The organism is Paludifilum halophilum (assembly GCF_002245355.1).
Lineage (GTDB): Bacteria > Bacillota > Bacilli > Thermoactinomycetales > DSM-45169 > Paludifilum > Paludifilum halophilum.
This window is the reverse complement of record NZ_NOWF01000002.1, coordinates 100,696-126,349: the sequence shown is the minus strand read 5'-3', so window position 1 is coordinate 126,349 and position 25,654 is coordinate 100,696. Positions and strand designations below refer to the sequence as shown.

Annotated in this window: 26 protein-coding genes and 1 other RNA gene; 22 read left to right on the top strand and 5 right to left on the bottom strand. The window is 52.3% G+C overall.

Annotated elements, in window-relative coordinates; genetic code table 11:
- The first annotated feature begins 1 nt into the window (after position 1).
- The 3 genes from aspS (at position 2) to CHM34_RS03475 (ending at position 2,713) form a co-directional block, all read left to right on the top strand.
- Positions 2-1,786 (top strand): aspartate--tRNA ligase, encoded by a 1,785-nt coding sequence (aspS, locus tag CHM34_RS03485; RefSeq protein WP_094263207.1) that lies wholly within the window; start codon positions 2-4, stop codon positions 1,784-1,786.
- A gap of 74 nt (positions 1,787-1,860) precedes the next feature.
- Positions 1,861-2,037, top strand: a non-coding RNA gene (gene ssrS, locus CHM34_RS03480) — 6S RNA.
- Between the two features lie 94 nt (positions 2,038-2,131).
- Positions 2,132-2,713, top strand: coding sequence for a 5' nucleotidase, NT5C type (locus CHM34_RS03475; RefSeq protein ID WP_094263206.1), 582 nt, complete (start codon positions 2,132-2,134; stop codon positions 2,711-2,713).
- Positions 2,714-2,835: 122 nt separating this feature from the next.
- On the opposite strand, the gene CHM34_RS03470 is transcribed toward CHM34_RS03475, so the two are convergent.
- On the bottom strand, positions 2,836-4,158 hold the full coding sequence (locus CHM34_RS03470) for an AAA family ATPase (protein WP_094263205.1): 1,323 nt from the start codon (positions 4,156-4,158) through the stop codon (positions 2,836-2,838).
- 215 nt (positions 4,159-4,373) lie between these two features.
- On the opposite strand from CHM34_RS03470, the gene CHM34_RS03465 reads away from it, so the two are divergent.
- The 5 genes from CHM34_RS03465 (at position 4,374) to CHM34_RS03445 (ending at position 9,250) form a co-directional block, all read left to right on the top strand.
- A complete protein-coding gene (locus CHM34_RS03465) occupies positions 4,374-5,726 on the top strand; it encodes a S8 family serine peptidase (protein WP_094263204.1) in 1,353 nt (450 codons plus the stop codon).
- Positions 5,727-5,892: 166 nt separating this feature from the next.
- On the top strand, positions 5,893-6,645 hold the full coding sequence (locus CHM34_RS03460; RefSeq protein WP_240511854.1) for a YczE/YyaS/YitT family protein: 753 nt from the start codon (positions 5,893-5,895) through the stop codon (positions 6,643-6,645).
- Complete coding sequence (gene cymR / locus CHM34_RS03455; RefSeq protein WP_094263203.1) at positions 6,575-6,994, top strand: cysteine metabolism transcriptional regulator CymR; 420 nt, start codon at positions 6,575-6,577, stop codon at positions 6,992-6,994. Before CHM34_RS03460 ends, cymR begins: the two co-directional genes overlap by 71 nt.
- A gap of 15 nt (positions 6,995-7,009) precedes the next feature.
- Positions 7,010-8,149, top strand: coding sequence for a cysteine desulfurase family protein (locus CHM34_RS03450; RefSeq protein WP_094263509.1), 1,140 nt, complete (start codon positions 7,010-7,012; stop codon positions 8,147-8,149).
- 231 nt (positions 8,150-8,380) lie between these two features.
- Positions 8,381-9,250, top strand: a complete 870-nt coding sequence (locus tag CHM34_RS03445) for a transglycosylase domain-containing protein (protein WP_094263202.1) — start codon at positions 8,381-8,383, stop codon at positions 9,248-9,250.
- Positions 9,251-9,332: 82 nt separating this feature from the next.
- On the opposite strand, the gene clpP is transcribed toward CHM34_RS03445, so the two are convergent.
- From clpP to CHM34_RS03430, 3 genes are all read right to left on the bottom strand, one after another.
- Positions 9,333-9,914: an ATP-dependent Clp endopeptidase proteolytic subunit ClpP gene (gene clpP / locus CHM34_RS03440; protein WP_094263201.1), complete on the bottom strand. Its 582-nt coding sequence runs from the start codon at positions 9,912-9,914 to the stop codon at positions 9,333-9,335.
- A gap of 148 nt (positions 9,915-10,062) precedes the next feature.
- Positions 10,063-10,278 carry a hypothetical protein gene (locus tag CHM34_RS03435; RefSeq protein ID WP_094263200.1) on the bottom strand — a complete coding sequence of 72 codons (216 nt, stop codon included), beginning with the start codon at positions 10,276-10,278 and terminating at the stop codon, positions 10,063-10,065.
- Positions 10,268-10,879 carry an ArsR/SmtB family transcription factor gene (locus CHM34_RS03430; protein WP_094263199.1) on the bottom strand — a complete coding sequence of 204 codons (612 nt, stop codon included), beginning with the start codon at positions 10,877-10,879 and terminating at the stop codon, positions 10,268-10,270. The genes CHM34_RS03435 and CHM34_RS03430 overlap by 11 nt, the downstream gene beginning before the upstream one ends.
- Before the next feature lie 232 nt (positions 10,880-11,111).
- On the opposite strand from CHM34_RS03430, the gene recD2 reads away from it, so the two are divergent.
- From recD2 to mltG (CHM34_RS03370), 12 genes are all read left to right on the top strand, one after another.
- On the top strand, positions 11,112-13,367 hold the full coding sequence (gene recD2, locus CHM34_RS03425) for an SF1B family DNA helicase RecD2 (protein ID WP_094263198.1): 2,256 nt from the start codon (positions 11,112-11,114) through the stop codon (positions 13,365-13,367).
- 64 nt (positions 13,368-13,431) lie between these two features.
- Entirely contained in the window at positions 13,432-13,935 is a 504-nt protein-coding gene (locus CHM34_RS03420; RefSeq protein ID WP_094263197.1) for a PRC-barrel domain-containing protein, read from the top strand.
- Between the two features lie 16 nt (positions 13,936-13,951).
- Complete coding sequence (locus tag CHM34_RS03415) at positions 13,952-14,152, top strand: YrzR-like zinc ribbon domain (protein WP_094263196.1); 201 nt, start codon at positions 13,952-13,954, stop codon at positions 14,150-14,152.
- A gap of 23 nt (positions 14,153-14,175) precedes the next feature.
- Positions 14,176-14,409 carry a hypothetical protein gene (locus CHM34_RS03410; protein ID WP_094263195.1) on the top strand — a complete coding sequence of 78 codons (234 nt, stop codon included), beginning with the start codon at positions 14,176-14,178 and terminating at the stop codon, positions 14,407-14,409.
- A 414-nt stretch (positions 14,410-14,823) separates the two neighbouring features.
- On the top strand, positions 14,824-15,891 hold the full coding sequence (locus CHM34_RS03405) for an AI-2E family transporter (protein ID WP_094263194.1): 1,068 nt from the start codon (positions 14,824-14,826) through the stop codon (positions 15,889-15,891).
- Between the two features lie 369 nt (positions 15,892-16,260).
- Positions 16,261-18,894: an alanine--tRNA ligase gene (gene alaS, locus CHM34_RS03400; protein ID WP_094263508.1), complete on the top strand. Its 2,634-nt coding sequence runs from the start codon at positions 16,261-16,263 to the stop codon at positions 18,892-18,894.
- A 93-nt stretch (positions 18,895-18,987) separates the two neighbouring features.
- A complete protein-coding gene (locus tag CHM34_RS03395; protein ID WP_094263193.1) occupies positions 18,988-19,248 on the top strand; it encodes an IreB family regulatory phosphoprotein in 261 nt (86 codons plus the stop codon).
- Between the two features lie 68 nt (positions 19,249-19,316).
- Positions 19,317-19,742 carry a Holliday junction resolvase RuvX gene (gene ruvX / locus CHM34_RS03390; protein WP_094263192.1) on the top strand — a complete coding sequence of 142 codons (426 nt, stop codon included), beginning with the start codon at positions 19,317-19,319 and terminating at the stop codon, positions 19,740-19,742.
- Positions 19,735-20,052: a DUF1292 domain-containing protein gene (locus tag CHM34_RS03385; RefSeq protein ID WP_094263191.1), complete on the top strand. Its 318-nt coding sequence runs from the start codon at positions 19,735-19,737 to the stop codon at positions 20,050-20,052. The genes ruvX and CHM34_RS03385 overlap by 8 nt, the downstream gene beginning before the upstream one ends.
- 2 nt (positions 20,053-20,054) lie before the next feature.
- Positions 20,055-20,360 (top strand): DUF1292 domain-containing protein, encoded by a 306-nt coding sequence (locus CHM34_RS03380; RefSeq protein ID WP_169713562.1) that lies wholly within the window; start codon positions 20,055-20,057, stop codon positions 20,358-20,360.
- Between the two features lie 87 nt (positions 20,361-20,447).
- Positions 20,448-21,491 (top strand): endolytic transglycosylase MltG, encoded by a 1,044-nt coding sequence (gene mltG / locus CHM34_RS03375; protein WP_169713561.1) that lies wholly within the window; start codon positions 20,448-20,450, stop codon positions 21,489-21,491.
- Between the two features lie 171 nt (positions 21,492-21,662).
- Complete coding sequence (gene mltG / locus CHM34_RS03370; protein ID WP_094263188.1) at positions 21,663-22,703, top strand: endolytic transglycosylase MltG; 1,041 nt, start codon at positions 21,663-21,665, stop codon at positions 22,701-22,703.
- A gap of 126 nt (positions 22,704-22,829) precedes the next feature.
- Here mltG (CHM34_RS03370) and CHM34_RS03365 read toward each other — a convergent pair whose 3' ends face one another.
- Positions 22,830-23,582 (bottom strand): pyridoxamine 5'-phosphate oxidase family protein, encoded by a 753-nt coding sequence (locus CHM34_RS03365; protein ID WP_094263187.1) that lies wholly within the window; start codon positions 23,580-23,582, stop codon positions 22,830-22,832.
- Between the two features lie 252 nt (positions 23,583-23,834).
- Between CHM34_RS03365 and CHM34_RS03360 the strand changes: the two genes are divergently transcribed.
- The gene (locus CHM34_RS03360; protein ID WP_094263186.1) at positions 23,835-25,433 is read left to right on the top strand and encodes a PhoX family protein; all 1,599 of its coding nucleotides are present in this window, start codon (positions 23,835-23,837) and stop codon (positions 25,431-25,433) included.
- On the top strand, positions 25,430-25,642 hold the full coding sequence (locus tag CHM34_RS03355) for a twin-arginine translocase TatA/TatE family subunit (RefSeq protein WP_094263185.1): 213 nt from the start codon (positions 25,430-25,432) through the stop codon (positions 25,640-25,642). Before CHM34_RS03360 ends, CHM34_RS03355 begins: the two co-directional genes overlap by 4 nt.
- Positions 25,643-25,654: the final 12 nt, after the last annotated feature.

Genomic DNA, 25,654 nt, shown 5'->3' with positions numbered 1-25,654 from the left:
AATGGAAACCTATTATCGGACACACCCGTGTGGAGAGTTGGATCGAGAGGACGTCGGCCGTGAGGTGGTATTGAACGGCTGGGTGCAAAAAAGACGGGATCTGGGCGGCCTTATCTTTCTCGATTTGCGCGATCGATCCGGGATGGTTCAGGTGGTCTGCAATCCGGAGGTGTCGGCGGAAGCGGCGGCGTTCGCGGACCGGGTACGCGGCGAATATGTACTCGCGATCAAGGGGAAGGTGGTTGCCCGTGCCGAAGGAACGGTCAACCCGAAGATGAAAACCGGGGAAATCGAGATTCAGGCGGAGGAACTGAACATCTTGAACGAAGCCAAGACACCGCCGTTCCTGATCGAGGACGATACGGACGTAGAGGAGCCCGTCCGCCTGAAATACCGGTATATCGATCTGCGCCGGCCCGTAATGCAACGCACCCTGATGCTTCGCCACCGGGCGATGCAGGTAGCCCGCCGATTTTTGGACCAACGGGACTATATCGAAGTGGAGACCCCGATGTTGACCAAGTCGACACCGGAGGGAGCGAGGGATTATCTGGTTCCGAGCCGGGTACACCCGGGGCAATTTTATGCTTTACCTCAATCGCCTCAGATTTTTAAGCAATTGTTGATGGTGTCCGGAATGGAGCGTTATTTCCAGATCGTCCGCTGTTTTCGGGACGAAGATTTGCGGGCGGACCGACAGCCGGATTTCACCCAAATCGACATTGAGGTCTCCTTTTTGGAAACGGAAGCTTTCCTGTCGATGATGGAAGAGATGATTGCGGAGATTTTCCGGGAAACGATCGACGTAGAGGTCCCCCGCCCCTTCCCCCGACTGACTTATCGGGAAGCGATGGAGAAATACGGATCTGATCGCCCCGATCTGCGTTTCGGCATGGAATTGGTCGATCTGTCGGAAATCGCAAAGGATAGTTCCTTTAAAGTGTTTGCCTCCACGGTGGCTTCCGGTGGGCAGGTAAAAGCGATCAATGTAAAGGGACAGGCCGGTTGGAGCCGCAAGGAGATTGATGGTTGGGAAGCCGTCTCCAAGGAGCTCGGAGCCAAAGGGCTGGCTTGGATGGCTCTTCGGGAAGGAGGCAACAAAGGGCCTGTCGCCAAATTCCTGAGTGATGCCGAGTGGGAACGGGTGCGTGAAGCCACCGGAGCGGAAACGGGAGATCTCTTGTTCTTCGTAGCGGATCAGCCCCGGGTAGTCGCCGATGTGCTGGGCGAACTCCGCCTGCGGCTGGCTCAGGAACTCAACCTGATCCCTGAGGGGGTTTACCGGTTCGCCTGGGTGACCGACTTTCCTCTGTTTTCCTACGATGAAGGGGAAGGGCGTTATTATGCGGAGCATCATCCTTTTACCAGTCCGCTGGAGGAGGATATCCCCCTTTTGAAAACGGATCCCGGGCGAGTGCGGGCGAAAGCCTATGACATGGTGCTGAACGGTTACGAAATCGGGGGCGGCAGTCAGCGCATCCACCGCCGGGAAGTGCAGGAGGCGATGTTTGAAGCCCTCGGTTTCACGATCGAGGAGGCTCGGGAGAAATTCGGATTTCTGCTGGAAGCTTTCGAATACGGAGCACCTCCCCACGGGGGAATCGCCTTTGGACTTGACCGGATCATTATGCTCCTGGCAGGACGGTCCAATCTCCGGGATTGTATCGCTTTCCCCAAGACCGCAAGCGCCAGCTGCCTGATGACCGAAGCTCCTTCTCCCGTAACAGACCGTCAGCTGGATGAACTGCATATTGCCTTACGCAAAGAAAATTCGGTAAAAAAATAAAAAAATGGAACGAATGAATCCAACGTTTCGCTTGATCATGAGAACTCCCTTATGGTACTATAAGAAAACAAATGAGAGCCCTGCGATGTGCGTGAACCACCGATAGTTTTGAGCCAACACCATTACAAAGGGAGCCTGAGGTCACCTGTGAGCGCGAATGCCCGTGAGGGACTCGTTAACACGGGTGCAGGGCACCCACCTGCCGAGAGCAGGTTCAAAACTGAGGAGAGCCACGGCATAACGGGGCTCTTTTATTTTTGAATGATCTTTTGAGTTTTAACATGAAAGCGCTTGTGGAAACATAAATGACAATGACATACTGAGGATGGAAGCGGGGAGGAAAACATGATCATCGGTGTGGACATCGATGGAACCATCAAGCATACCCAGGAGGCTGCGGTCCGATGTTTTAACGATGAGCTGGATCGGACGGTGCGCTGTGAAGACATCAAGGAATTTCACTTGGATAAAGCCTTCGGGTTGACGCGAAAAGAGGGGAGGACGTTGTGGCGGAAGCTGGAACCCCAAATTTACACCTTGGCGGTTCCGATGAAAAATGCCGCCGCTACCCTGCAAAGGCTGAAGGAAGAAGGACACCGGATTGTGTTTATTACAGCCCGACCGGGGATGAAGCGGATTTTGCGCGTTACGGAGGAGTGGCTTAACAAACACGGATTTCCCTACGATGGAACCAATCTGGTCATGGGGGCACAAGATAAAGCCCGTGTCGCCCGGAAGGTCGGTGTCGATCTGTTTTTTGAGGACGCCCCTCAACACTTGGATAAATTGGTAGCTTCCGGGATTCCCACGGTGATCATGGATGCCGCTTATAACCGGGATGTTGCTTACTCTTTGCCCCGGATCTCGAGCTGGGCGGAAGGATATGAATATGTAGAAAAATATCAAGAGCAAAGCCGTCAACCGTAACCTGGGAAAACAGGGTACGGTTTTTTTATGCGATGAAACCGTGAGCTTTGCGGTTTGACTTTGAATGGAAACATCCCCGGCTCGACCGGTTTAAAGAACTCGTCGATCCAGGGATGTTTTGATTATTTATCTCCCTTCACCCAGGAGATGAATTCCTTCAGTTTTTTCTCGTAACCGATATCCGTCGGATGGTAGAAGGTTTTGCCTCGGTGCTCGTCGGGGAGGTACTGTTGATCGACATATCCGCGGGGATAGTCGTGGGGGTAGAGATATCCTCTCCCCCGCCCCTGTTCCCGGGCTCCTCGGAAGTGGGTGTCCCTCAGGTGAGGCGGAACATCCCCCCGGGCCTCCTTATCAACGGCGCTCATCGCTTGATTGATTCCCTGGATGACGGCGTTGCTCTTCGGAGCAGTCGCAATGTAGATAACCGCTTGGGCAAGCGGGATTTGCGCTTCCGGCAGACCGATATATTCCACCGCCTGGGCGGCGGAGGAGGCGATCAGAAGGGCACGGGGATCGGCCATACCCACATCCTCCGCCGCGTGGATGGTTACGCGGCGAGCGATAAAGCGGGGATCTTCACCCGCACGGATCATTTTGGCCAGGTAATAAAGGGCCGCGTCGGGGTCGGAGCCCCGCATCGACTTGATAAAGGCGGAGATGGTATCGTAATGGTTGTCTCCGCTTTTATCGTAGCGGATCACCTTCCGTTGAATCGATTCTTCCGCGACATCCACTGTGATCCGACGGACCCCCTCCGCGTCGGGAGGTGTCGTCACCACCGCCAATTCCAGGGCGTTTAAGACATTGCGGGCGTCGCCTCCGGCCATACGGACGACATGTTCCAAAGCTTCTTCCTCGATCCGGGTACGGTATTCCCCCAATCCCCGTTCCCGGTCATCCAGGGCCCTGCGGGCCAGCTGTTTCAACTCCTCTTCCGACAGGGGATGAAGTTGGAACAGCCGAGAGCGGGAGAGAAGGGCGGAGTTCACCTCGAAGGAAGGATTCTCCGTCGTCGCCCCGATCAGGATGATCGTTCCATCCTCTACATAGGGAAGCAACGCATCCTGTTGCGATTTATTAAACCGATGAATTTCGTCGATAAACAGGAGAGTGCGCTGACCGTACATCCCGAGTCGCTCCTTGGCCTCCTTGGTTAAGCGGCGGATGTCCGATACTCCCGCCGTGACCGCATTCAGCTGTTCGAAATGCGCCTGGGTGCTCCCGGCGATCACTTTAGCCAGTGTCGTTTTCCCGGTTCCCGGAGGACCGTACAGAATAATGGAAGAGAGTTGATCCGCCTCGATGGAGCGGCGCAGGAGCTTCCCTTTTCCGAGAATATGGGATTGTCCGGTGATCTGATCCAGTGTTCGGGGGCGCATCCGGGCCGCCAGCGGCCCTTTTTTTTCCTTTTCCTGTTCTTGCCCGTAGTCAAAAAGGTTCATGTTGCATCTCCTTTTCGTTTCCGTTCCAAATTAAATCCTTTCTCCCCATTGTAACAGATGCGTCAGAGTCTGTCTGATCGCTCTTTATAGGGGTCGATGGTTACCGGTTTTTCTTCCATCGGTTGATGAAAAATCGGGATGTCCATGCAGGAGTTTTTATCCGTTTTACAAAATAGTATAAGGGTTCACTCATTTTTTCTTCCAGGAGGTTTTTTATGAAAAAAGCACTGGTGATGATTTCAGCGGCGGCGATGGTGTTGGCATTTTCACTGCCCGAGGGAACGGTAACAGCACAGGCCGGGGAAAACACCGCTTACATCATCAATTTCAAGGGGAACGGCTTGCCGGATCAGGCTCGCTCCTGGGTGGAGGAGGCCGGGGGTTCGGTTGTAAAAACAAATCCGGACCTGTCTTATATAAAAGCATCTTCCGACGATCCCCGGTTTTTAAAGCGGATCCGGGAATACAAAAAAGTGTCCGACGCAGGCCGGGAACTGAAAGTCGTTCAAGAGACCGCCGAATCGCAAGCGTTTCAGGGAAAGACGGATCATCCGCTCTATGAACAATACCAGTGGGATATCCAACAGGTGACCCGAAACGGGGAAAGCTTTGATCAACCCCGGGGAAAAGGCACCAAGGATGTCGTTGTAGCGGTGATCGATACAGGGATTGATCGTGAGCATCCCGATTTAAAGGAAAATATCGTGGATGCGAAATCCTTTGTTCCCGGTGAATCCGCTCAGGATGTCCATGGGCACGGTACCCATGTCGCCGGTTCCATCGCCGCCAACGGCAAGGTATTGGGAGTCGGTCCCGAACTCGGTATCGCCGGACTCAAGGTATTCCCCGAGAGCGGAGGAGCCGCCGTTTCGACAATTGCCGAGGCGATCCATTATGCAGCGGACCAGGATTACGACGTGATCAACATGAGTTTGGGCAGTTATGAGCTTTTGCAGGATGAAGAAAGGAAAACCAGCGATATCACCGCTGAAATCAACTTATTTAAAAAAGCGATTGCTTACGCTCACCAGAACGGGGTGACCGTAGTCGGTTCCGCAGGGAACGCTGATGCGGATATCACCCGTCCGGGTCCCCTCAGCCGCTACCTGTTTGACGAGAATGGAGCCACGAAACGGGATCCCGCCAGCAATCTGTTGATCCGGGTTTCTGCTGGAAACAAGGGCAAAGAACGGGCGTTTTATTCTAATTACGGGGTCGGAAAAATTGACGTGATGGCGCCGGGAGGTGATTTGGGTCCCGACTACGATCCGGAGACCGGAACCGGGAGGGACGATACGTACCTCTGTCTGAGTACCGTTCCGCAATTGGATGAAAACGGTGAGGTGATCGGCCACACCTACGGTTGGAAAGCGGGTACATCGATGGCCGCTCCGAAAGTGGCCGGCGTCGCCGGTGTGATTATCGCCAAGCACGGTAAAAACGAGTTGAAACCCTCTCAAGTGAAAGCGATCATCCAGCAATCCGCTGAAGATATCTACAAAAAGGGCTATGATGCCGAATCCGGCTTCGGTCTGGTGGATGCCGTCAGTGCCTTGCAACACCGGTAAACTCTGTCGGAAGTCGGAAGGCGGAGGACTCTCGCATCTGCGGGGGTTTTTTCATGAACAGGCATTCGGGCTCGGTGGAATATTTTCGGTGAGAAATCCGTGTGTTACACTATTTTCGGCGACCATTCACGCAGTCGCGCACCTGGAAAAAAAGAAGGGTTGAACCTTGCAGACAGAGGAAAGCTTAGAGAGAAGAGCAGGAGTGGATCAGAAAAGGAGAAACCGGCTCTGGCGCGATTGGATGATTCGTTGGGGAGCCTTTATGGTGGGCATCTGGGTGATGGCGCTGGGGATTGTCATGATGATTCAAGCGGAGATGGGGCTGGCTCCCTGGGATGTATTTCACATGGGTTTGGCCAATATCTCCCCTTTGACAGTGGGGATGTGGTTGCAGATCGTCGGCTTCATTCTGGTTTCTCTGGCATCGTTGTTGAGCAAGAAGCTTCCCGGACCTGGAGCCGTTCTCAACATGATCCTGGTCGGTTTTTTTGTCGACCTTTTACTGGGTGCGGGTTGGATTCCGACCCCGGATCCGATCTGGGCGAAAATTGTATTGCTCTTGGTTGGATTGTTGGTGATGGGCATCGGAAACGGTCTCTATATCGCCCCCCGATTGGGCGCAGGACCGAGGGACGGTCTGGTCATCGTCCTGTCGGAACGTCTGAGTCAACCGATCCGCAGGGTTCGGGCAGTGATGGAGATCAGTGTGCTGATCATGGGGTGGCTCCTGGGCGGACCGGTTTTTATCGGTACCCTGTTATTTTCCGTATCGATTGGACCCATGATGCAAACTTCGATACAATTTTGGGAAAGACAGATTGATCAGTGGCTGGGAAGAGGTGTTCCTGTTGAAAATATCAACCAAAGGACGTTACGGTCTTACCATCATGATGGATTTAGCGGCAAGATACGGGGATAAACCGACATCGCTGAAAAGCATCGCCGAGCGGCACAACTTGTCCGAACACTATCTGGAACAGTTGATCGCACCGCTGAGAAACGCGGGACTGGTCCGGAGCGTACGGGGGGCTTATGGCGGATATAAGTTGTCCCGTTCCCCGGAGGAGGTTACCGCCGGTGATGTGATACGCGTGTTGGAGGGGCCGATCAGTCCGGTTGAGTTTACAGAAGAGGACGATCCCGGCCGCCGGGAGCTGTGGCGGCGAATCCGGGATTCCATCGCCGAGGTGCTGGATCACACCACACTGGAGGATTTGAATAACTACTCTACAAAAGGGAATCAAGATGCATACATGTTCTATATCTGATTGCAGGTGAAGAAAATGGCCATCTATTTGGATCATGCGGCAACAACACCCATTCATCCCCGGGTGAGGGAAGCGATGCACCCTTACCTGGACCAACAGTTTGGAAACCCTTCCAGCGTTCACAGGTTCGGCCGGGTGGTCCGCCATGCTCTGGATCGGGCGCGGGATCAGGTAGCCCGGAGTCTGAACGCTGATCCCGGCAGGCTGGTGTTTACCAGCGGCGGTACGGAAGCGGATAATTTGGCATTGACCGGAGTGGCTCTGGCGGCCCGGGAACGGGATAAGGATCATATTATCGTCTCCCGGGTAGAACACCATGCAGTCCTGGATACCGCCGGTTATTTGGAACGGCTCGGGTTTCGGGTCACTTATCTTCCGGTGGATGCCGCGGGCAGGGTGGATGTGAAGGACCTGGAAAATGCTTTGGACGAACGCACTTGTCTCGTCAGTATCATGTACGGAAACAACGAAGTGGGAACGTTACAGCCGATTCAGGAACTGGGTGGTGTCGCCCGGGAAAAGGGCGTCTATTTTCATACAGACGCGGTACAAGCTTTCGGAATGGAAGCGATTGATCTGCAAAAGCTGCCCGTCGACCTGTTGACCGTATCCAGTCACAAGATTAACGGTCCCAAAGGGGCGGGAGCGCTCTATATGAACCGGGATGTTGTCCTGTTCCCGCAGATGTACGGCGGGGTCCAAGAGAAGCGGCGTCGGGCTGGGACGGAAAATGTTCCGGGAATTGTCGGTTTCGGCGAAGCTGCGGAGATCGTCAACACGGCACGCAAAGAACACCGGGAGCAGGCTGTCCGCTGTCGGAACGCTCTATTGGAAGGGTTGAAAATATCCGGTGTCTGTTTTACGGTGAACAGCCCGTCCCAGGATGTGTTGCCCCATATTCTCAACCTGAGTTTCCCCGGAACGGAAACGGAAGTAATGTTGATGAACCTGGATATCGAAGGAATCGCCTGTGCCAGCGGCTCCGCTTGTACTTCCGGCACACTGGAGACTTCCCATGTTCTCCAGGCGATGCGTCTTCCCGAGGAAGAGACCCGTTCGGCTATCCGATTCAGTTTCGGACAGGGGAACACTGAGGAGCAAGTGCAGGAAGCCGCCCGGACCATAGCGGACGTGGTGAAGAGGTTTCAAAAATAAAAATTGATCCTGGAAAGGGCTTATAAACCGTTTCTCCTGGATATTTAGGCCTGGGCCTCTGTTAGCCCAGGCTTTTTGTAATGAAAAATCATCTTACAAAAAAGAAAGGATCTGTAAATGTTTTTCCATGGAAAGAACGCGGGAGATGCTTTATTGTATAAAGTAAGTTTCCTGACGAATATGAAACGCTGGCGATCAATCACCCCCGTTGAAAGGAGGTGTTAAGGTGTCATGAACAAAACGAAGTTCTCTGTCGACAGGGGAACAAACCGGCCGCCGGGCGCTATGGATAAAAAGAGGTTGATCGTCCGATTAAAACCGTTTTTTGCACTCTTTATGGTCTTATCCTTATTGTTTGTTACGGGCGGAGTTGCCGTCATTTCTGCCGGTAATGCTCTGATGAGTGAAAGAAAAGCACTGTCGCCGCGACAACCGGATTCCCTCCCCGGGAAGGGTCCATTATTGACAACCGAGGATGAGGAGTATGTGGCTGTCCGCGATATGCCGGATTATGTCCGGCAAGCTTTTATCGCCATCGAAGATCACCGTTTTTCGTCTCATTTCGGAATCGACCCTCTCTCATTGGTACGGGCCTTATTGGTGGATCTCCGAGCGGGGAAGATGGTTCAGGGCGGGAGTACGATCACCATGCAACTAGCGCGAAACGGGTTTTTGACCCATGAAAAAACGATGAACCGCAAGTTGAAAGAAATGATCATCGCAATCAACCTTGAGCGTCGTTATTCCAAGGCGGAAATTCTGGGGATCTATCTGAATAACATTTACTTCGGCCACGGAGAGTACGGGATTGAGAAAGCGGCCCACCTCTATTTCGGAAAAACGATCCGTGCCCACCATGGAAGGCAGAAAACGATCAGTTTGAGCGAAGCCGCCATGCTGGCGGCACTTCCTAAATCTCCGGAACTCTATTCGCCGATTAAAAACCCGGAAAAAGCGCTTCAACGACGAAATCTCGTGTTAAAACGGATGGCGGAGCTGAGGATGATCACCCACGAAGAAATGGAAACGGCAATGGAGAAGGACTTGTCAGTCGTATCGGATGGGTTCTCTGATCCGGAGGCTGAACCAAAGGCCGGATAAGCTTTTCCATCTGTCTTTTGACAAAACGATAAAAAAGACGCCCGTTAAAGGGCGTCCCATGACCGGCAGCAAGCCGGTTTTTTTATTGGTTGGCCACCACTTGATCGATCAACCCATAGTCTTTGGCCTCCGATGCCGACAGGAAAAAATCCCGATCGGAATCTTCCTCTACTTTGCGCAGGGGCTGGCCGGTGCGATCCGCCAGAATCCGGTTGATGGTCGCTTTTGTCTTCAACATCCATTTGGCCCGGATCTGAATATCCGAGGCTTGCCCCTGGGTCCCGCCCCAGGGTTGATGAATCATCACTTCGGCGTTGGGCAGGGCCAAGCGCTTACCGGGAGCGCCGGAGGCCAGGAGGACGGCACCCATGGAAGCGGCCATACCGACACAGATGGTGGAAATGTCAGGGCGAACGTGTTGCATCGTATCATAGATCGCCATCCCTGCCGTGGTGGATCCGCCGGGGGAGTTGATATAAAGATGGATATCCTTATCGGGATCGTCGGAGGCGAGAAAAAGCATTTGGGCGATGACGGCATTGGCGATGGAATCATCCAGGGAACCGCCGAGGAAAATAATCCGGTCTTTGAGAAGGCGGGAGTAGATATCATAGGATCGTTCTCCCCGGTGGGTCTGTTCGATGACGGTAGGTACCAAATTCATCTCTGGGGACACTCCTTTATCATCAGGTGATGAACACGTCCTTGGTGGGTCGGGGTGGGGTCCACACTCCGTTTCGTTGTTCTGATGAGCCAAAGGCACTCCGTGTGGAACCCCACCCTCCCGAACAGGGGACTTTTTCACTATGCTTCTAGGCGGCCAATCCCATGGTCGGCTTTTGATACCCGGCTTTTGTGCGTGGGAATCCGGAAGATACTTGGGTGATTCGAAGGGGTTTGTCTCCCGGTTTCGGTTCCACGGTCCAGACGGAGACGACCGGTTCGACGTCGGATGAACCGGACTTCTTTTCCGGGCCGACATCGGATGAAGGTTTCCAAGAGATCACACGGTTCTGTTTACGGCTCATTTGAATCATCCTTTCCGGGTTGGGGATAAACGGCCAGTGTCAATCGATAGGAAGCGCTCTCCTCTCGGGGAGCTTTCCCGCGGTATTTAGCTGCAAGCTGTTGCACGAGTTCCACATACTCCTCGACGAAGGATTGACGTTCTTCCTCATTGTGGAGTGAGATCTCCGTTTGCAGGGTGGCGCTGGGGATTTTCTCATCGGCGTCGGAGCGTTCCATCAGGCGGACAGCATCGGTTTTTACCGACTCAGCGATCCGGATCAGATGCGCCAGGGAGCTTTGATCTTTCAGGCGTTGCAGTGATTGGGGGCTCATCCCCAACGTGTCTGCCAGAAGAAAGGAACGAGCCACCGAACGGTAGAGAACTTCAACCAGGTTTTTAACCCGTCGGTTCTTTACCCGTTGGACCAATCCCACCTTCTCCAGCGCCTTCAGATGGTAATTGATTCGTTGGGGAGCTTCTCCCAGCTCCCGAGCCACCTCTGCCGCGGAAGCCGGATCCTGCAATCGGGTCAGAATTTCCCCCCGAAGGGGGTTGAGAAGAGCCGCCGCCTGGTCGAGGGATTCCACGCGGTAAGTTTCCTGAATGGATTCATTGCTCATCAAGACACTCCATACAACTGATATGTTTCGTAAAAATATATTATTACGTTCAAGTTCTGTTGTCAAATGATTGGGCCCGTATTTTTAAAAATCGCGGGATAAGTGTGTTGGAGAGGAGCCTCGACAGCTTTCAGGGGAGGATTTTTCCGATGACGGTGGTTTCATCTGGCGTTGATTTTCATTTGCGTCTATACTGAGAGGAGAACACAGGATCGGTAGAGGTGCTTAGCAGATGGAACAACCCGGTCTGAACCTCTTTGACGAAGGTTATTTAAAAGGGTCCTTCGTTCAGGAGATTTTTTATAACGAAGAAAACCAGTTCGGTGTTTTTCTGATGCAGGTGTCGGAGTCCAGCGAGACCCTGGATACGGATGAAGTGGTGGTGGTGGGGAATATGTTGCGCCCCCACCCCGACGAATGGGTGGTCTGTTATGGGGAGTGGAAGGAGCATCCCCGCTATGGGAAACAATACCGAGTCCATCATGTGAAAAAAGAGTTGCCCCGGTCCCGGGAAGCGGTGGCCAAATATCTTTCCAGCGGTCTCTTCCCCGGCGTAGGAAAGAAAACGGCGGAGAAAATCGTGGATCACCTGGGGCCCGATGCGCTATGGAAAGCATCGCGGGATCCCGGGCTGCTGGCGGAAGTGCCGGGAGTCAACGAGGCGCGGGCTCAGACGATCGCCGACAGCTTGCAAGAACATCGAGCCTTGGAACAGGCCATGGTCTTTTTGTATCAGTTCGGCTTGGGACCGGCGATCGCCTTGAAAGTGGTCCAAGCGTACAAGGATGCGACGATGGATGTGATCCGGGAAAACCCTTATCGATTAATCGATGAAGTGGAGGGAGTCGGATTTCGGCGAGCCGATGAAATCGCGAGAAAATCGGGAATTGAGCCGGATGCACCGGAACGGTATCAAGCGGCGGCTTTATTTGCTGTGCGGGAGGCTTCTCTGTCTCAGGGGCACGTTTACGTGACAGCGGAGGAGCTTCATCAACAGGTGAATGCCCTGCTTCAAACCGAGTCTGAGGATCTTTTCCCCAGCGATCAGCGGGAGGAATATCTGGAACAGATGGTTTTGGAGGAACGTTTAATCGAGGATCACGGAAAGTATTACCTTCCTTCCCTTTATTACGCGGAATACGGTGTAGCGGTCCGCGTAAGGCAATGGTTGGATTGGGAAGTGGACCCGACTCCCGCTCACGAGCTGTACAAAGCGGTGGGGGAAGTGGAGGAAGAGCTTCAGGTGGCTTATGCCGAACGGCAGCGGGAAGCGATGACGAAGGCCATCGATTCCCCGGTGATGATTTTGACCGGGGGACCGGGAACGGGAAAAACGACAGTTATCCAGGGAATTTGTCACCTTTTTGCCAAACTGAATGAGTGTTCCCTGGATCCGGCGGCTTACGAAGCATCGGAAAAACCGTATCCCATTCGCCTGGCGGCACCGACCGGGCGAGCGGCCAAACGGATGTCCGAGGCGACGGGCATGCCGGCAACGACGATTCACCGTTTGCTGGGATGGAAAGGGGATTTTTTCGAACGGGATACGGACCATCCGATCGAGGGATCGCTTCTGATCGTGGATGAGGTATCCATGTTGGACATCTGGCTGGCCAATCAGCTGTTTCGGGCAGTACCCAGAGGAATGCAGGTGATCCTGGTGGGTGATGACGATCAACTGCCCTCTGTCGGGCCGGGTAAGGTGCTTCATCATCTGCTTCAAGTGAAGTCGATTCCGAGAGTGGAATTGACCAATATCTTTCGCCAGGAAGAAGGTTCTTCCATAATTCAATTGGCCCATTCTCTGAAAAGCGGAGAACTGCCGCAGGACTTGAAAGAACCGAAAACCGACCGCCGTTTTTTCTCCTGTAAGCGGGATCAAGCAATCAGTGTTATTCTTCAGACGGTGACCAACGCATTGAATCGGGGGTATACCCTGTTTGACATACAAGTGCTGGCACCGATCTATAAAGGGCCTGCCGGGGTACATCGGATCAATGAGGAGATTCAGAAGGCGGTTAATCCTTCCCGACCGGATCAAAAAGAGATCTCCTTCGGCGAAACGACTTTTCGGCTGAAGGATAAAGTATTGCAGTTGGTCAACCATACCGAACATCCGATATACAACGGCGACATGGGGCAAATCGTCGCGATCGATGAGGATGCTCACAAGGACGAGCCGGTTCTCTGGGTACAGTTCGATCGCCGGGAGGTACCCTATAAACGGAATCAACTGAATCAGATATCCTTGGCCTACGCCTGTTCCGTACATAAGGCCCAGGGCTCTGAGTTCGCGATCGTCATTTTTCCTTTGTTGATGGCGTATCGCCGGATGCTGCAGAAAAATCTGATCTATACCGGGATTACCCGAAGCCAGTCCTATCTGATCCTTTGTGGTGAAGAGGAAGCGCTGGAATTCGGAATGAAAAGGAAGGAACGGGAGGAACGCAATAGTCAACTGGTGGACCTGATCCAGGCTGAATGGTAAGGATCCCCCAGGATGGAGGACGATACGAAGCCCATACTAAGGGAAGCGGAAGGAGTGATGTTCCTTGCGCAAGTCACAGGACCTGATCGGCCTTCCGGTGATTCATGTTAAGACGGGCAAACAGTTGGGCAGAGTACGTGACCTCCTGTTTGACGACCGGCAGCGCTTTCGCGGCGTCTTGCTGGAAAATGGGGGATGGGTGCGGCGCGGGCGGTATGTTCCGTACGAACGGATTCGATCCATGGGTGAAGATGCCATTATCCTGGACAGCGAAGAAGACGTCCTTTCCCTGAATGACGAACAAAGCCGATGGACTGGTTTGTTAACCGGCCGCCGGAGATTGAAGGGACGTCCGGTCATGATGTCCGACGGTCGGGAGTTGGGGATGGTCGAAGACGTCTATTTCATGGAAAAAATGGGAATCCTGATGGGGTACGAGCTCTCCGAAGGATTTTTTAATGATCTGCGACAGGGTCGGAAAGTGTACCACCCGCTTTCTCCGTTGAACTGGGGGGAAGATGTGCTGATCGCTCCTTCCGAGGGAGAGTTCATCCAGGACGTCAGATAAAGGTAGGGAAGAGACGATGCTTCGCTGTCCCAACTGTAACACCCATGACTTGGGTAAAGTAGGTACCAACCAGTATTACTGCTGGGGTTGTTTTATTGAGCTGTCGATTACCTCCGACGGCCATATATCCTCCGTGTATCAAGTGGAGGAAGATGGCAGCCTGAGTTCTTTAGACGATCTGTTTTTGGATCAAGGCCGCGATTCGATATCCATGTGATATCTGTGAAGGGGGAAATGCCCTTGAAACGAAGATCGACCGTTTCCATCCTGCTGCTTGTCGGTTCCGCCGTCGCTTGGCTGCTAAGCCGCAACCGCCGCGGGACCCGAACTTGGCTGAACCGGTTGATGGCCGGGAGAGCCGCAGGGCGGATCAAACAGCCGCGGTGGATGAGGAAAGCCGGACTCCACTTGACTTTGGGTCGTATCGCTTCCATGGCTTTTGGACGGAGATTGATCCGCCGCTTGGTGCGCTGACCCGTTTGATTTCCGAAAGCCGTACCCATTTCCCCAAGACCCATTTCCCGGGCTCCGGCCCGGGGAATGGGTTGTTTCATTCGGGTTGTTGAATGGGTCTTTTGCATGATGGACAAAGATGATATTCCGGTTTGTGAAAATAGAGGTCTTCGGAAATCAGAAATACATTTCCGCAACGACAGGCGATGGTAACTACCCGGTTCATATGGCCCCTCCAAGGATCACTGTCGTTTCAAAATAAAAAGGGAAACGATTACAAATAATTGGTTTAAAAAAGTTCAAGTATCGTAAATTATGCTTACCGAATGTCAAGTCTGTCAAGATGAGAACTCTGCAAAAATTGATTTTTATCGGCTAAAGGTCGTTCAACGTACATATACTGACAGTGACAAGCTCCCGGGGGAGGTGGGATCGATGGAGCGGCTGACGCAAAATAGGCTGCTGAGCGGGGCATTGTTGATCCTCATTCTCTTGGGAATTCTGTTCTTACTGGTTCAGATCGAACCGCTGCTACGAACGTTGTTTTTATTTTTTAAAGCGGTTCTGGGTCCGTTTTTAGTGGCTGTGATTATCTCGTACCTGCTCAATCCCATCGTTACTTTGCTGAGCAACCATTCCGTACCTCGATCCCTCGCCGTTTTGCTGATTTATACGCTTTTCATCACTGCGATCACTATTGTTTTGATTAATTTGGTTCCGCTGTTTCACACCCAACTGGAGGAACTATCCGAACATTTTCCGCAGTGGAACGAACGAGTTCAATCCTGGATCGAACAGTATAACGACAACAAGGACTCCTTGCCGCCGAGTGTCCGGGAGGGTATCGAGAAATCATTGGACCGGATGGAGACAACGGTGACCGACGGAGTCGGGAACTTGATGAGTACATTGGGGTCCACTTTAAATCAGCTTTTTGTGGCAGTCATCGTTCCTTTTCTGGCTTTTTACATGCTGAAAGATGTTCATGTGATCGAGAAAACATTGATCACTCTATTGCCCGTCAGACGCCGCAAAGAAGTGCTCCGTATGTTTCGGGATGTGGATGAAGCACTGGGCAACTATATACGGGGGCAGCTTTTGGTCTGTCTCGCGGTCGGGATTTTAGCTTATATCGGCTATTTGATCATCGGTCTGCCCTATGCTTTTCTCCTTGCCGCTCTGGTCGGTATATTCAATGTCATTCCGTATCTGGGACCCTTTTTCGGAGCCATCCCTGCTGTTTTGGTCGCTTTGTCGATTTCCAAGCAGATGGTGATTGCGGTGATTCTGGTTAACATGGTGGTTCAAGTCGTGGAGGGAAATATATTATCGCCTCAGATCGTCGGTCGAACCCTGCATATGCATCCTCTGTTCATCATTTTTGCGCTGTTGGTCGGAGGCGAACTGGGCGGGATCCTGGGGTTGATCCTGGCAGTGCCCTTTTTTGCAGCAGCCAAGGTGATTATGGAACACGCACTACGTCATTACATCCGGAAGACCTAACCGTGGCAACCAAAGGTTTAAACCCTGCCGGATTCGTAGTATAATAACGAATACCGAAGAAAACCGATTGTCCCCATAAAAAAACACGATGAGGAAACCGAAGTACACCGGCTCCCGACAGAGAGTCAGGCCCCCGGGCTGAAAGGCCTTTCACGGATACAGCCGGTGGAAAGCCAGTTTCTGAGTGCGGGTGAAGAGCCCGCCGGGGAATGTCCCCGTTATGCAGACGAAGTGACCCTTCGGCCGACCGGATTTACGGTTAGCGAAGGGTAACTGGGGTGGTACCGCGGGAACCTTTCTCGTCCCTGGAAGGGGCAAGGAAGGGTTTTTTGTTTGGAAGGAAAAGTGACCGATAAGGGGAGGATCAGTGTGAAAGGAAACGAGATACGGCAAAAGTACTTGGATTTTTTCAAAGGAAAGGGACACCGGATCGAGCCGAGTGCCTCGCTGGTCCCGGTGGATGACCCCACGCTATTGTGGATTAACAGCGGGGTGGCCACCCTGAAAAAGTATTTCGACGGGCGGGTCAAACCGGATAACCCGCGTATTGTGAATGCTCAAAAGTCGATTCGCACCAACGATATTGAAAATGTAGGCTATACCGCCCGGCACCAGACTTTTTTCGAGATGTTGGGCAACTTCTCCATCGGGGATTATTTCAAGGAGGAGGCGATCCTTTGGGCCTGGGAGTTTCTGACTCATCCCGATTGGATGGGGATGAACCCGGAGCGCCTCTCGGTGACGGTTCATCCGGAAGATGATGAAGCTTATCGTATCTGGCACGAGCAGGTCGGAATCCCCGAAGACCGGATTATCAAATTGGAGGAGAACTTCTGGGATATCGGCGAGGGACCCAGCGGGCCCAACACGGAGATTTTTTACGACCGCGGAAAACACCTCTGCGATCCCTCCGATCCGGAATGTTATCCCGGAGGGGAAAACGAGCGCTACCTGGAAATCTGGAATCTGGTTTTCTCGCAGTATAATCACAATCCCGACGGTTCCTACACACCCTTGCCTGAAAAGAACATCGATACCGGGATGGGCCTGGAACGAATGGCGTCGGTGATGCAGGATGTGGCGACCAACTTTGATACGGACTTGTTCCGGCCGATCATCGAGGCGACCTGTAAGGAAGCGGGCGTTCGTTACGGGGAAGACCGGGAGACCGATATCGCCTTGAAAGTGATCGCTGATCACGTCCGTACGCTTGTCTTCGCCATCGGCGACGGGGTTGTTCCTTCCAACGAAGGACGGGGCTATGTTCTGCGACGGCTGTTGCGTCGGGCCGTCCGTTACGCTCAAATCCTGGGGATTGAACGGGCATTTCTGTATCGGCTGACCGGAGTGGTGGCGGATATCATGAAGGAATTCTATCCGGAGCCGGCTCAGAGAAAAAATTTTATTCAAAAGGTGATTCAAGGGGAAGAGGAACGCTTTTTGGAAACGTTGTCCGAAGGGCTTTCCATCTTGGAGGAACTGGTCAACCGACTCAAGGCGGAAGGCCGGGAGCGAATCCCCGGTCAGGATGCATTTACGCTTTATGATACCTATGGGTTTCCTCTGGATCTGACGGAGGATTTTGCCAAAGAAAACGGTTTGACTGTGGACCGGCAAGGATTTGATCAAGCTATGGCCCGACAGCGGGAGCGAGCACGGGGGGCCCGGCAGGAAGTCGACAGTATGAAAGTTCAAGGGGGAGCTCTTGCTGACCTCGGCGTAGAAACCCGTTTTGTCGGGTATACTACATGGAGCGTCGATACCCGTATCGCCGCCTTGGTTCACCAAGATCAGCCGGTCGATATGGTGAGTGAAGGTGAAACCTGCCTGCTTCTGCTGGAAGAGACCCCTTTTTATGCGGAAAGCGGCGGACAGGTAGCGGACCGGGGGACGATCACAACCCCCCGAGGAGAGTTGCGGGTACAGGATGTTCAAAAAGGACCGCGGGGGGAACATGTCCATACGGTTAAAGTGGAGGAGGGCAGTATTCGCAAGGGAGATGAAGCGAAAGCCTTCATCGACAAGTCCATCCGGGAGGATGTGGTTAAAAACCACACGGCGACCCACCTCCTGCATAAAGCGTTGAAGGAAGTGATCGGAGATCATGCCAACCAGGCGGGTTCTTTGGTGGCGCCGGAACGCCTCCGCTTTGACTTTACCCATATTGAACCGCTGACGGAGGAACAGAAGCGGGAGGTGGAGGAAAAGGTCAACCACCAAATCTGGTCCAATCCGGAAGTGGAAACCTTTGTAAAACCCTTGGCGGAAGCGAAGGCTATGGGAGCCATGGCTCTTTTCGGGGAGAAATACAGCGATTATGTCCGGGTGGTACAGATCGGGGACTATAGTCTGGAATTGTGTGGAGGTACCCATGTTCACCAAACCAGTGAAATCGGCTTGTTTAAAATCGTCGGCGAAAGCGGGATCGGATCCGGGATTCGCCGTATTGAAGCGGTTACCGGAAGGCACGCTTACCGCTATTTAGAGGAGCAGCTCGACCTCTTACAAGGGATTGCCGACCGTTTAAAAACGCGACCCGCTGAAGTGGCGGAACGCATTGACGGGTTGCAATCCCGGATCAAGGATCTTGCCCGGGAAAATGATTCCCTCCGTTCCAGAATTAATCGCTTGGAAGGACAGAGCTTGGCGGAACAGGTGGAAGAAGTCGATGGAATTCCCGTGTTGGCCACCCAGGTGGATGCACCGGATATGGACAGTCTGCGCCGGATGATGGATGATCTCAAGAACCGGATTCCGGAAGGGGTGATTGTTCTCGGTACGGCTCATGGTGAAAAAGTTCAACTGGTAGCCAGTGTTTCCGAGTCATATGTTCAAAAAGGGCTACATGCCGGTAAACTGGTTAAAGAGGCCGCTTCCCGTTGCGGAGGAGGAGGAGGGGGCCGTCCCGACATGGCTCAGGCCGGCGGTAAAAAACCAGAGAAGCTGGAAGAAGCGCTTCAGTCCGTTTTTGAAACGGTAAAGAATCAAGGGGCGAGTCAGTAATCACGCGGTCATTCCACAAATAGAGGGAATGATTCCTTCTAGAGCGAATGATGTTGAAAAGAGTGGTCAAAAGATAGAAAAGAGGTGTTTACCATGACCTCGGATAAGACGATGAAGTTCAATTTTCGCGGAGAGGAGCAGGAAATCAGTCCCCGGAAAGTGCTTTTCACTGTCTGTGATGCCCTGAAAGAAAAAGGGTACAACCCGATCAATCAACTGGTCGGGTACCTCCAGTCAGGAGACCCTGCTTATATTCCACGGCACAATAATGCACGCGCTCTCATTCGAAAGTGCGAACGGGACGAATTGCTGGAGGAACTGGTGAGAACATTTCTGGATTCAAAACGCGATTAAGGTGTGTTTGAGTTACGCCCTAAGCACGGCCGGGAACGAACGGGAAACCGGGGGCAGGAGTTGAAGCGATGCGCGTAATCGGACTGGATGCAGGGGAAAAAAGGATCGGAGTGGCCGTCAGCGACCCCATGGGCTGGACCGCTCAGGGGATCGAGATGATCCCCCGCGGAACGGACTCCCATTGGATGGACCGTTTGGAAGAGCTGATCGAGAAATATGAAGTGGATTCGATTGTGATTGGCTTCCCCCGCAATATGGACGGCTCCGTCGGGGACCGTGGAAAAGCATGTCAAGCTTTATCCGAAGAAATTCGGAAGCGTTTTGATCTTCCTGTGATACTCTGGGATGAGCGTCTGTCTACAGTCGCGGTGGAACGGACTCTGATCGCCGCGGATATGAGCCGTAAAAAGCGGCGAAGGGTTGTCGATCAGATGGCGGCATCCTGGATTCTGCAAGGATATCTGGATGCACAAAGGAGGAATACAGATGGCTGAACAGGATCAATCTACACGTGAAACGATTACAATCAGTAACGACGAAGGGGAACAGGAGACCTTTGAGGTTCTGTATACTTTCGAACAGGATCAAGGTCAGAAATATATCCTATTAACCCCTCTGGAGAACATTCCGGAAGGGGACGGGGAGGAAGTCTACGAGCAGGAGGTTTATCCTTTTCGCTACGAAGAGGAAGGGGAAAATATCACACTCATTCCGATCGAGGAAGAAAGCGAATGGGATATGATTGAAGAGGTTCTGCAAACACTGGAAACGGAGATGGACGAAGCAGACAAAACGGAGGGTTGATGATGGAGCGGGATCAGCGGTTGGCGAAACAATTAGATCGTCTTGAGCGGGAGCTGGGGGCGGAAATCATCCTTGTGGACGAGGAGGGCGTCGACCGCGACACCCGCTACCGGATTCTTAGGGAGTTGGATTTAGGCGGAAAGCATTATGCCGTTTTACAAGCGGCGGATGTGACGGAGCCGGAAGCTTACGTGTTCCGTGTGACGGGTGCCGGAGAAAACTGCCGTATCGAACATATTGAAGATGACACCGAATGGGACCAAGTTGCCGAGGCCATAGACGAAATGCTCTATTTTGACGAAACATGACGAAACACGGGGGGTTTCCCCGTTATTTTTTTATGCACATATGATAACATGAAGAAGGCGAAACCCGCAGTAGAAGGAGCACGTCGGATGAGATGGCTGATGCGAATCTTTTTTACTCTGGTCTTGCTTGCAGCCTGGTCGGTTCTCGGTTATTTTTACTTCGAACATTCTCTCGGTTCTCCCAAGCGCACGGCTCCTGTGCAACTTGAGATCAAAAAAGGCGATTCCACCATGGATATCGGCCATATGTTGAAGGAGCACAACTTGGTTCGAAATGACTGGCTTTTTACAATCTATTCTTTTTTGACTGGAAAGGCTAAAGGGTTGAAAGCCGGAGTGTATGAAGTTCCTCCGGGAATGGACATCGACGGTATTTTGGCCATGATCACCCAGGGTCGACAAAATACATACAGATTGACCATCCCGGAAGGGTATACCGTGGAACAGATCGCTGAAACCGTTGCTAAACAGGGGAAAATCAGTAAATCGGATTTTATCAGAGCTGTGGACACCGTTGATTACGATTATGACTTTTTGGAGAAGATCCCGAAAGAAAAAGATCGCCGACATCGTCTGGAGGGGTATTTATTTCCCGCCACATACAATGTCCCCAAAAATGCCGATGCCAAGTACATTGTCAATATGATGCTGGGCCAGTTTGAACAGCGTCTGAAGGAACAAGGGGGCCTGGCCCAACTTAAGAAGAAAAACATCAGTCTGGATGATTGGGTGATAGTGGCTTCCCTTGTAGAAAGGGAGGGGCAGGCGAAGGGAGAGTTTCCTAAGATCGCCGGGGTGATCTATAACCGGTTGAACAAGGGAATGAAGCTTCAAGTGGACGCTAGTATCCAATATGCCCTGGGGGAGCCGAAGGGTCGCCTTCTTTACAAGGATCTGAAGCGACAAAGTCCCTACAATACCTATCTTCACAAGGGACTTCCTCCCAGTTCGATCTCCAATCCCGGGGAGACGGCGCTGAAAGCCGCCTTAAACCCGGATCGGCATCATTATCTTTATTATGTGACGAAAAAAGACGGTTCCGGTGAGCACTATTTTGCGGAGAGTTATGATGAGCATCGGGCCAATATCGAAAAAAGCAAGAAGACCCGGGCCCAAAACAGCGGAGGATGATATCTATGTCGTGTAATCGGATGGGTGTATTGAAACGAAAAATCCCGGGTTCTCGTTTTATAATCAACGAGCCAAATCAGGTGCTGCGATCTGCGGGTCGTGTGTGTATACCAACCCGGCGGATCATACGACTCTAACGCATGAAAAGCACCAAGAGAGGGAAAATCATCCATGAAATGGCTGTTTCGTCTTTTATTGATTCTCCTCCTTTTTTCCGGTTTTTCGGTGGGAGGCTATTGGTATATGAATCACATGTTAACGGCACCGACTTCCGATGAGCCGGTGGAGTTGGAAGTTGCGTCGGGTTCGTCTATTTTGGAAGTGGGCCGGTTGCTGGAACAAAAAGATCTGATCCATAATCAGTTTTTATTCGCTACTTACGGCTTTCTGCACGGGAAGGCAAAGGGGCTGAAAGCGGGGGTTTACGTTATTCCTCGGGATTCAAGCGCCAAGGACATCCTGGATATTCTTTCCGAAGGAAAGGAAAATGTCATGCGGCTGACGGTGCCGGAAGGATTTACGGTAAAACGCATTGCGGACCGGTTGGAAAAAAAGGGCGTAGACCGAAAGGAATTCCTGCGGGCGGTCAACCGCCAGACTTATTCCCAATACCCCTTTGCCAAGAAAATACCCGTTGACAGTAAGAGAAGATATCGCCTGGAAGGGTATCTCTATCCGACCACCTATAACGTACCAAAGGGGACACGTCCGGAAGTACTGGTGGACAAGATGCTGGGTCAGTTTCAAAAGCGGCTTCAAAAGAACGATGTAAAAGAAAAATTGAAGGAGCGGAATTTGACTGTCAATGAATGGGTGACCATCGCGTCCATTGTGGAACGGGAGGGTCTGGTCCGGGACGAGTTGCCGCGGATCGCCGGTGTGATTGATAACCGGTTAGAAATAGGGAAAAAGTTGCAAGTGGATGCCACAGTGCTGTATGCTCTTGGGGAACAGAAGGAACGTGTCTACTTTAAAGATTTAAAAGTGAAGAGTCCCTATAACACGTACCGAATTCAAGGTTTACCTCCCGGACCGATCGCCAATCCCGGCAAGGATGCGCTCCAGGCCGTCCTGGAACCGGAGGAACATGATTACCTTTTTTATGTCACCCGAAAAGATGGCAGTGGAAGACATTATTTCGCCCGAACCGAAGCGCAGCATAAACGCAATATTGCCCGAAGCGAAAGAGAGGCGGCCCAGTCCGACGACTGAGGATTCACAGCGCACCCGTTTTTCACGGGGCGCTTTTTTTGTTTCCTCAATGGAGGAAGCGGCTCTGACCTGTCTTGAGGTTCAGAGCCGCTCGGCGGGAGTGTCTATTTCGTGTTTGTTTGGTGATCAGCGAGTGGATTCCAGTTTAGGAGACCAAGGGCGTTCTTCATGTTTTGCCTTAAAAAAGTCCCCTCCCTTTTTCGCGGTATTATCGGTGCCCCAGTCGATGGATTTGCTTTGTTTGGACAAAAGGGGAATGTGTTTGGAGCAGTGGATATACGCTTCCTCGACTTGGATCAGGACCCATCGCTCAGGCTTTTTTCCTCCTTGGACCTCTATCTCCCTGCGAAGGGTATGGGGAAGGTCGGGTTGACTGAGGAGCTCTTCGTTTTCGGCGATTCGTGCTTTTCCATTGACATGTAGTCCCACCGCTGTTTCAAAGAAATCAACGAACAGGAGTCCGATATGGTCGTTTTCCAGAATATTGCCCAGACTGGCCATCACTCCGTTCCCTCGGTATTCCGGATAGATCAGGTGACGGTCATCCAATACCTGAACAAAACCGGGAGAACCGGCCCGGAAGGAACAGTCGCATTCTCCTTTGGAGTCGGCGGTGGAGATAAAAACCATTTCCATGCGGGCAATATACTCCTGCATGACTGTATTCAAACGGTCCAACATTTGATAGTTGTAGAAGTTGAGCGCTCGTTTTTCAGTTCCGTCGGCTTTCTGCAGGGTGTGTTCGCCCTGGGAGCCGGGAAGCGGGGGCCGGTCCGTATCGGCGGGGCTTTCCCCGTTCACTGTGTAGACCCGATCTTTCATGTCGCTTTTGATCCGCTTTACTTTTCGCATCAAACGGTTATAGAAGCTGGTTAGCATTGCGTGGCCATCCTCTCTACCGAGTTGTCCGCTCAATGTTCAGCCGATGATGCCAAAATTCGACGAAACATTTTATATTTTCTGGACTGTTTATACTCAGACTCTTTATTATACCTGTTTTTTCAGGAATTTTGTCAAGGGCAGTCGATAACTGGTTTCACTGAAACTTATATCGAAATTAAAATTTGGTTAATAGTAAAGGATTACATTCAAAGTGAATGAAAGGCCAGGACCAGGAAGGAGATTGAGGGGATGGATAAAGTGACACGGCGACAATTTATGACTTATATGGGGGTCGGGACCGCCGCGTTGGTCGGATCCGCCACCGGAGTTAACCATGTGGCGGAAGCGGCAGGAAAGGCCAAGAAGAATGTCGAGAAGGGAAGGATGAAAGGGGGAGGAAAGGTTCCTTTTCAGCCGATTCGTCCTTCCTCCAAGGATGAGTTGGTTCTTCCCCGGGGGTTCGAGTACGATGTGGTCGCAGCCTGGGAAGACGATATCGGGAGCGGGGAAACTTTCGGATTTAACTGTGATTTGACTGTTTATTTTCCCATCGATGAGTCCTCGGAACACGGCCTTCTCTGGGTCAATCACGAATATACGGGTTCAGGCAGGATCTTTCTTTATCCTCCGCATACCTCCGAGACGAAAAAGCATGAAATCGAACAATACAATCTGGGAGGCAGTGTCATCGAGGTTCGGAAGGAAAAGGGGAAATGGACGCTGGACAAGTCCTCCCGATACACTCGTCGCATTACCGCCAATACGATGATTGACCTGACCGGTCCAGCGAAAGGGGACGCGGCGGTGAATCGAGCGGCGGAAGTGAAAGGTACATTCGCTAACTGTTCCGGGGGGCGCACCCTGTGGGATACCGTGCTCAGCTGTGAAGAAAATTTCGATTCCGATGCGAAACGCTGGGGGCGGGATCTGACCCATTACGGCTGGGTCGTGGAAGTGGATCCTTTCCAACCCGAATCGAAGCCGAAAAAACATACCGCTCTCGGCCGTTTCTCTCATGAAAATACAGCGATGACACTGTCCGCTGACGGTCGCCTCGTCGTTTATATGGGGGACGATGCCGGGAATCAGCACTTCTATAAATATATCAGTGACGGGGTATACCGACGGGAGAACGGGAAGCTAAACAGCAAGCTTTTAGAAAAGGGGACTCTGTATGCCGCGGATTTGGAAAAGGGAAAATGGCTCCCTCTCGATCGGGAGAAATCCCCGGAATTAAAGGAAAATTTCCGATCCCAGGGCGATGTGATGGTTCGTACCCGGGAAGCGGCCAAAATGGTCGGGGCGACTCCTCTGGATCGTCCGGAGGATGTTGAAGTCCATCCCGCCGACGATTCCGTCTACCTGGCTCTGACCAATAACAAAAGTCACGGGAATTACTACGGACAGATCCTTCGTTTCATAGAGGACGGAAATGATGCGGGTTCCCTGGAGTTCAGTTTCGAGGTTTTTGCCGTCGGCGGTCCGCAGACCGGCTTTGCCTGCCCCGACAATCTTCATTTCGATCGACAAGGAAACCTCTGGGTGTTCTGTGATATTTCCTCGAGTCAGTTGAATCAGGAAGGTGTTTATGAAACCTTTAAAAACAATGGTGCCTTTATGATTCCCACTGCAGGTAAGAATCGGGGTCAAGCGTTTCAATTCGCCTCCGGGCCGGTCGGGTGCGAGATGACAGGTCCTTGGTTTACTCCGGATGAGAAGACACTGTTTTTCGCGGTACAACACCCGGGGGAAGGATCGGAGGATCCGGCCTCACCGACCAGCCGCTGGCCGCGGAAGGACAAACCCCGTTCCTCCGTTGTAGCTGTCCGGGGATTTAAGGGGAGATGAGTTTGAGTACGATTGGTATTCCGGGTCTGGTCATCATTTTCCTCGTCGCTCTCATTTTATTTGGTCCGAGCCGATTGCCGCAGATGGGGCGCGCCTTTGGTCGTACGATTTCCGAGTTTAAGGAATCGACCCGGGGAATCTTAGGGGATGAGGAAAAAAAGCCGGAAGCGCATTCCGGCGAAGATAAGGATCAAAACAGGAAGCCCTAATTGGCCGGGCTT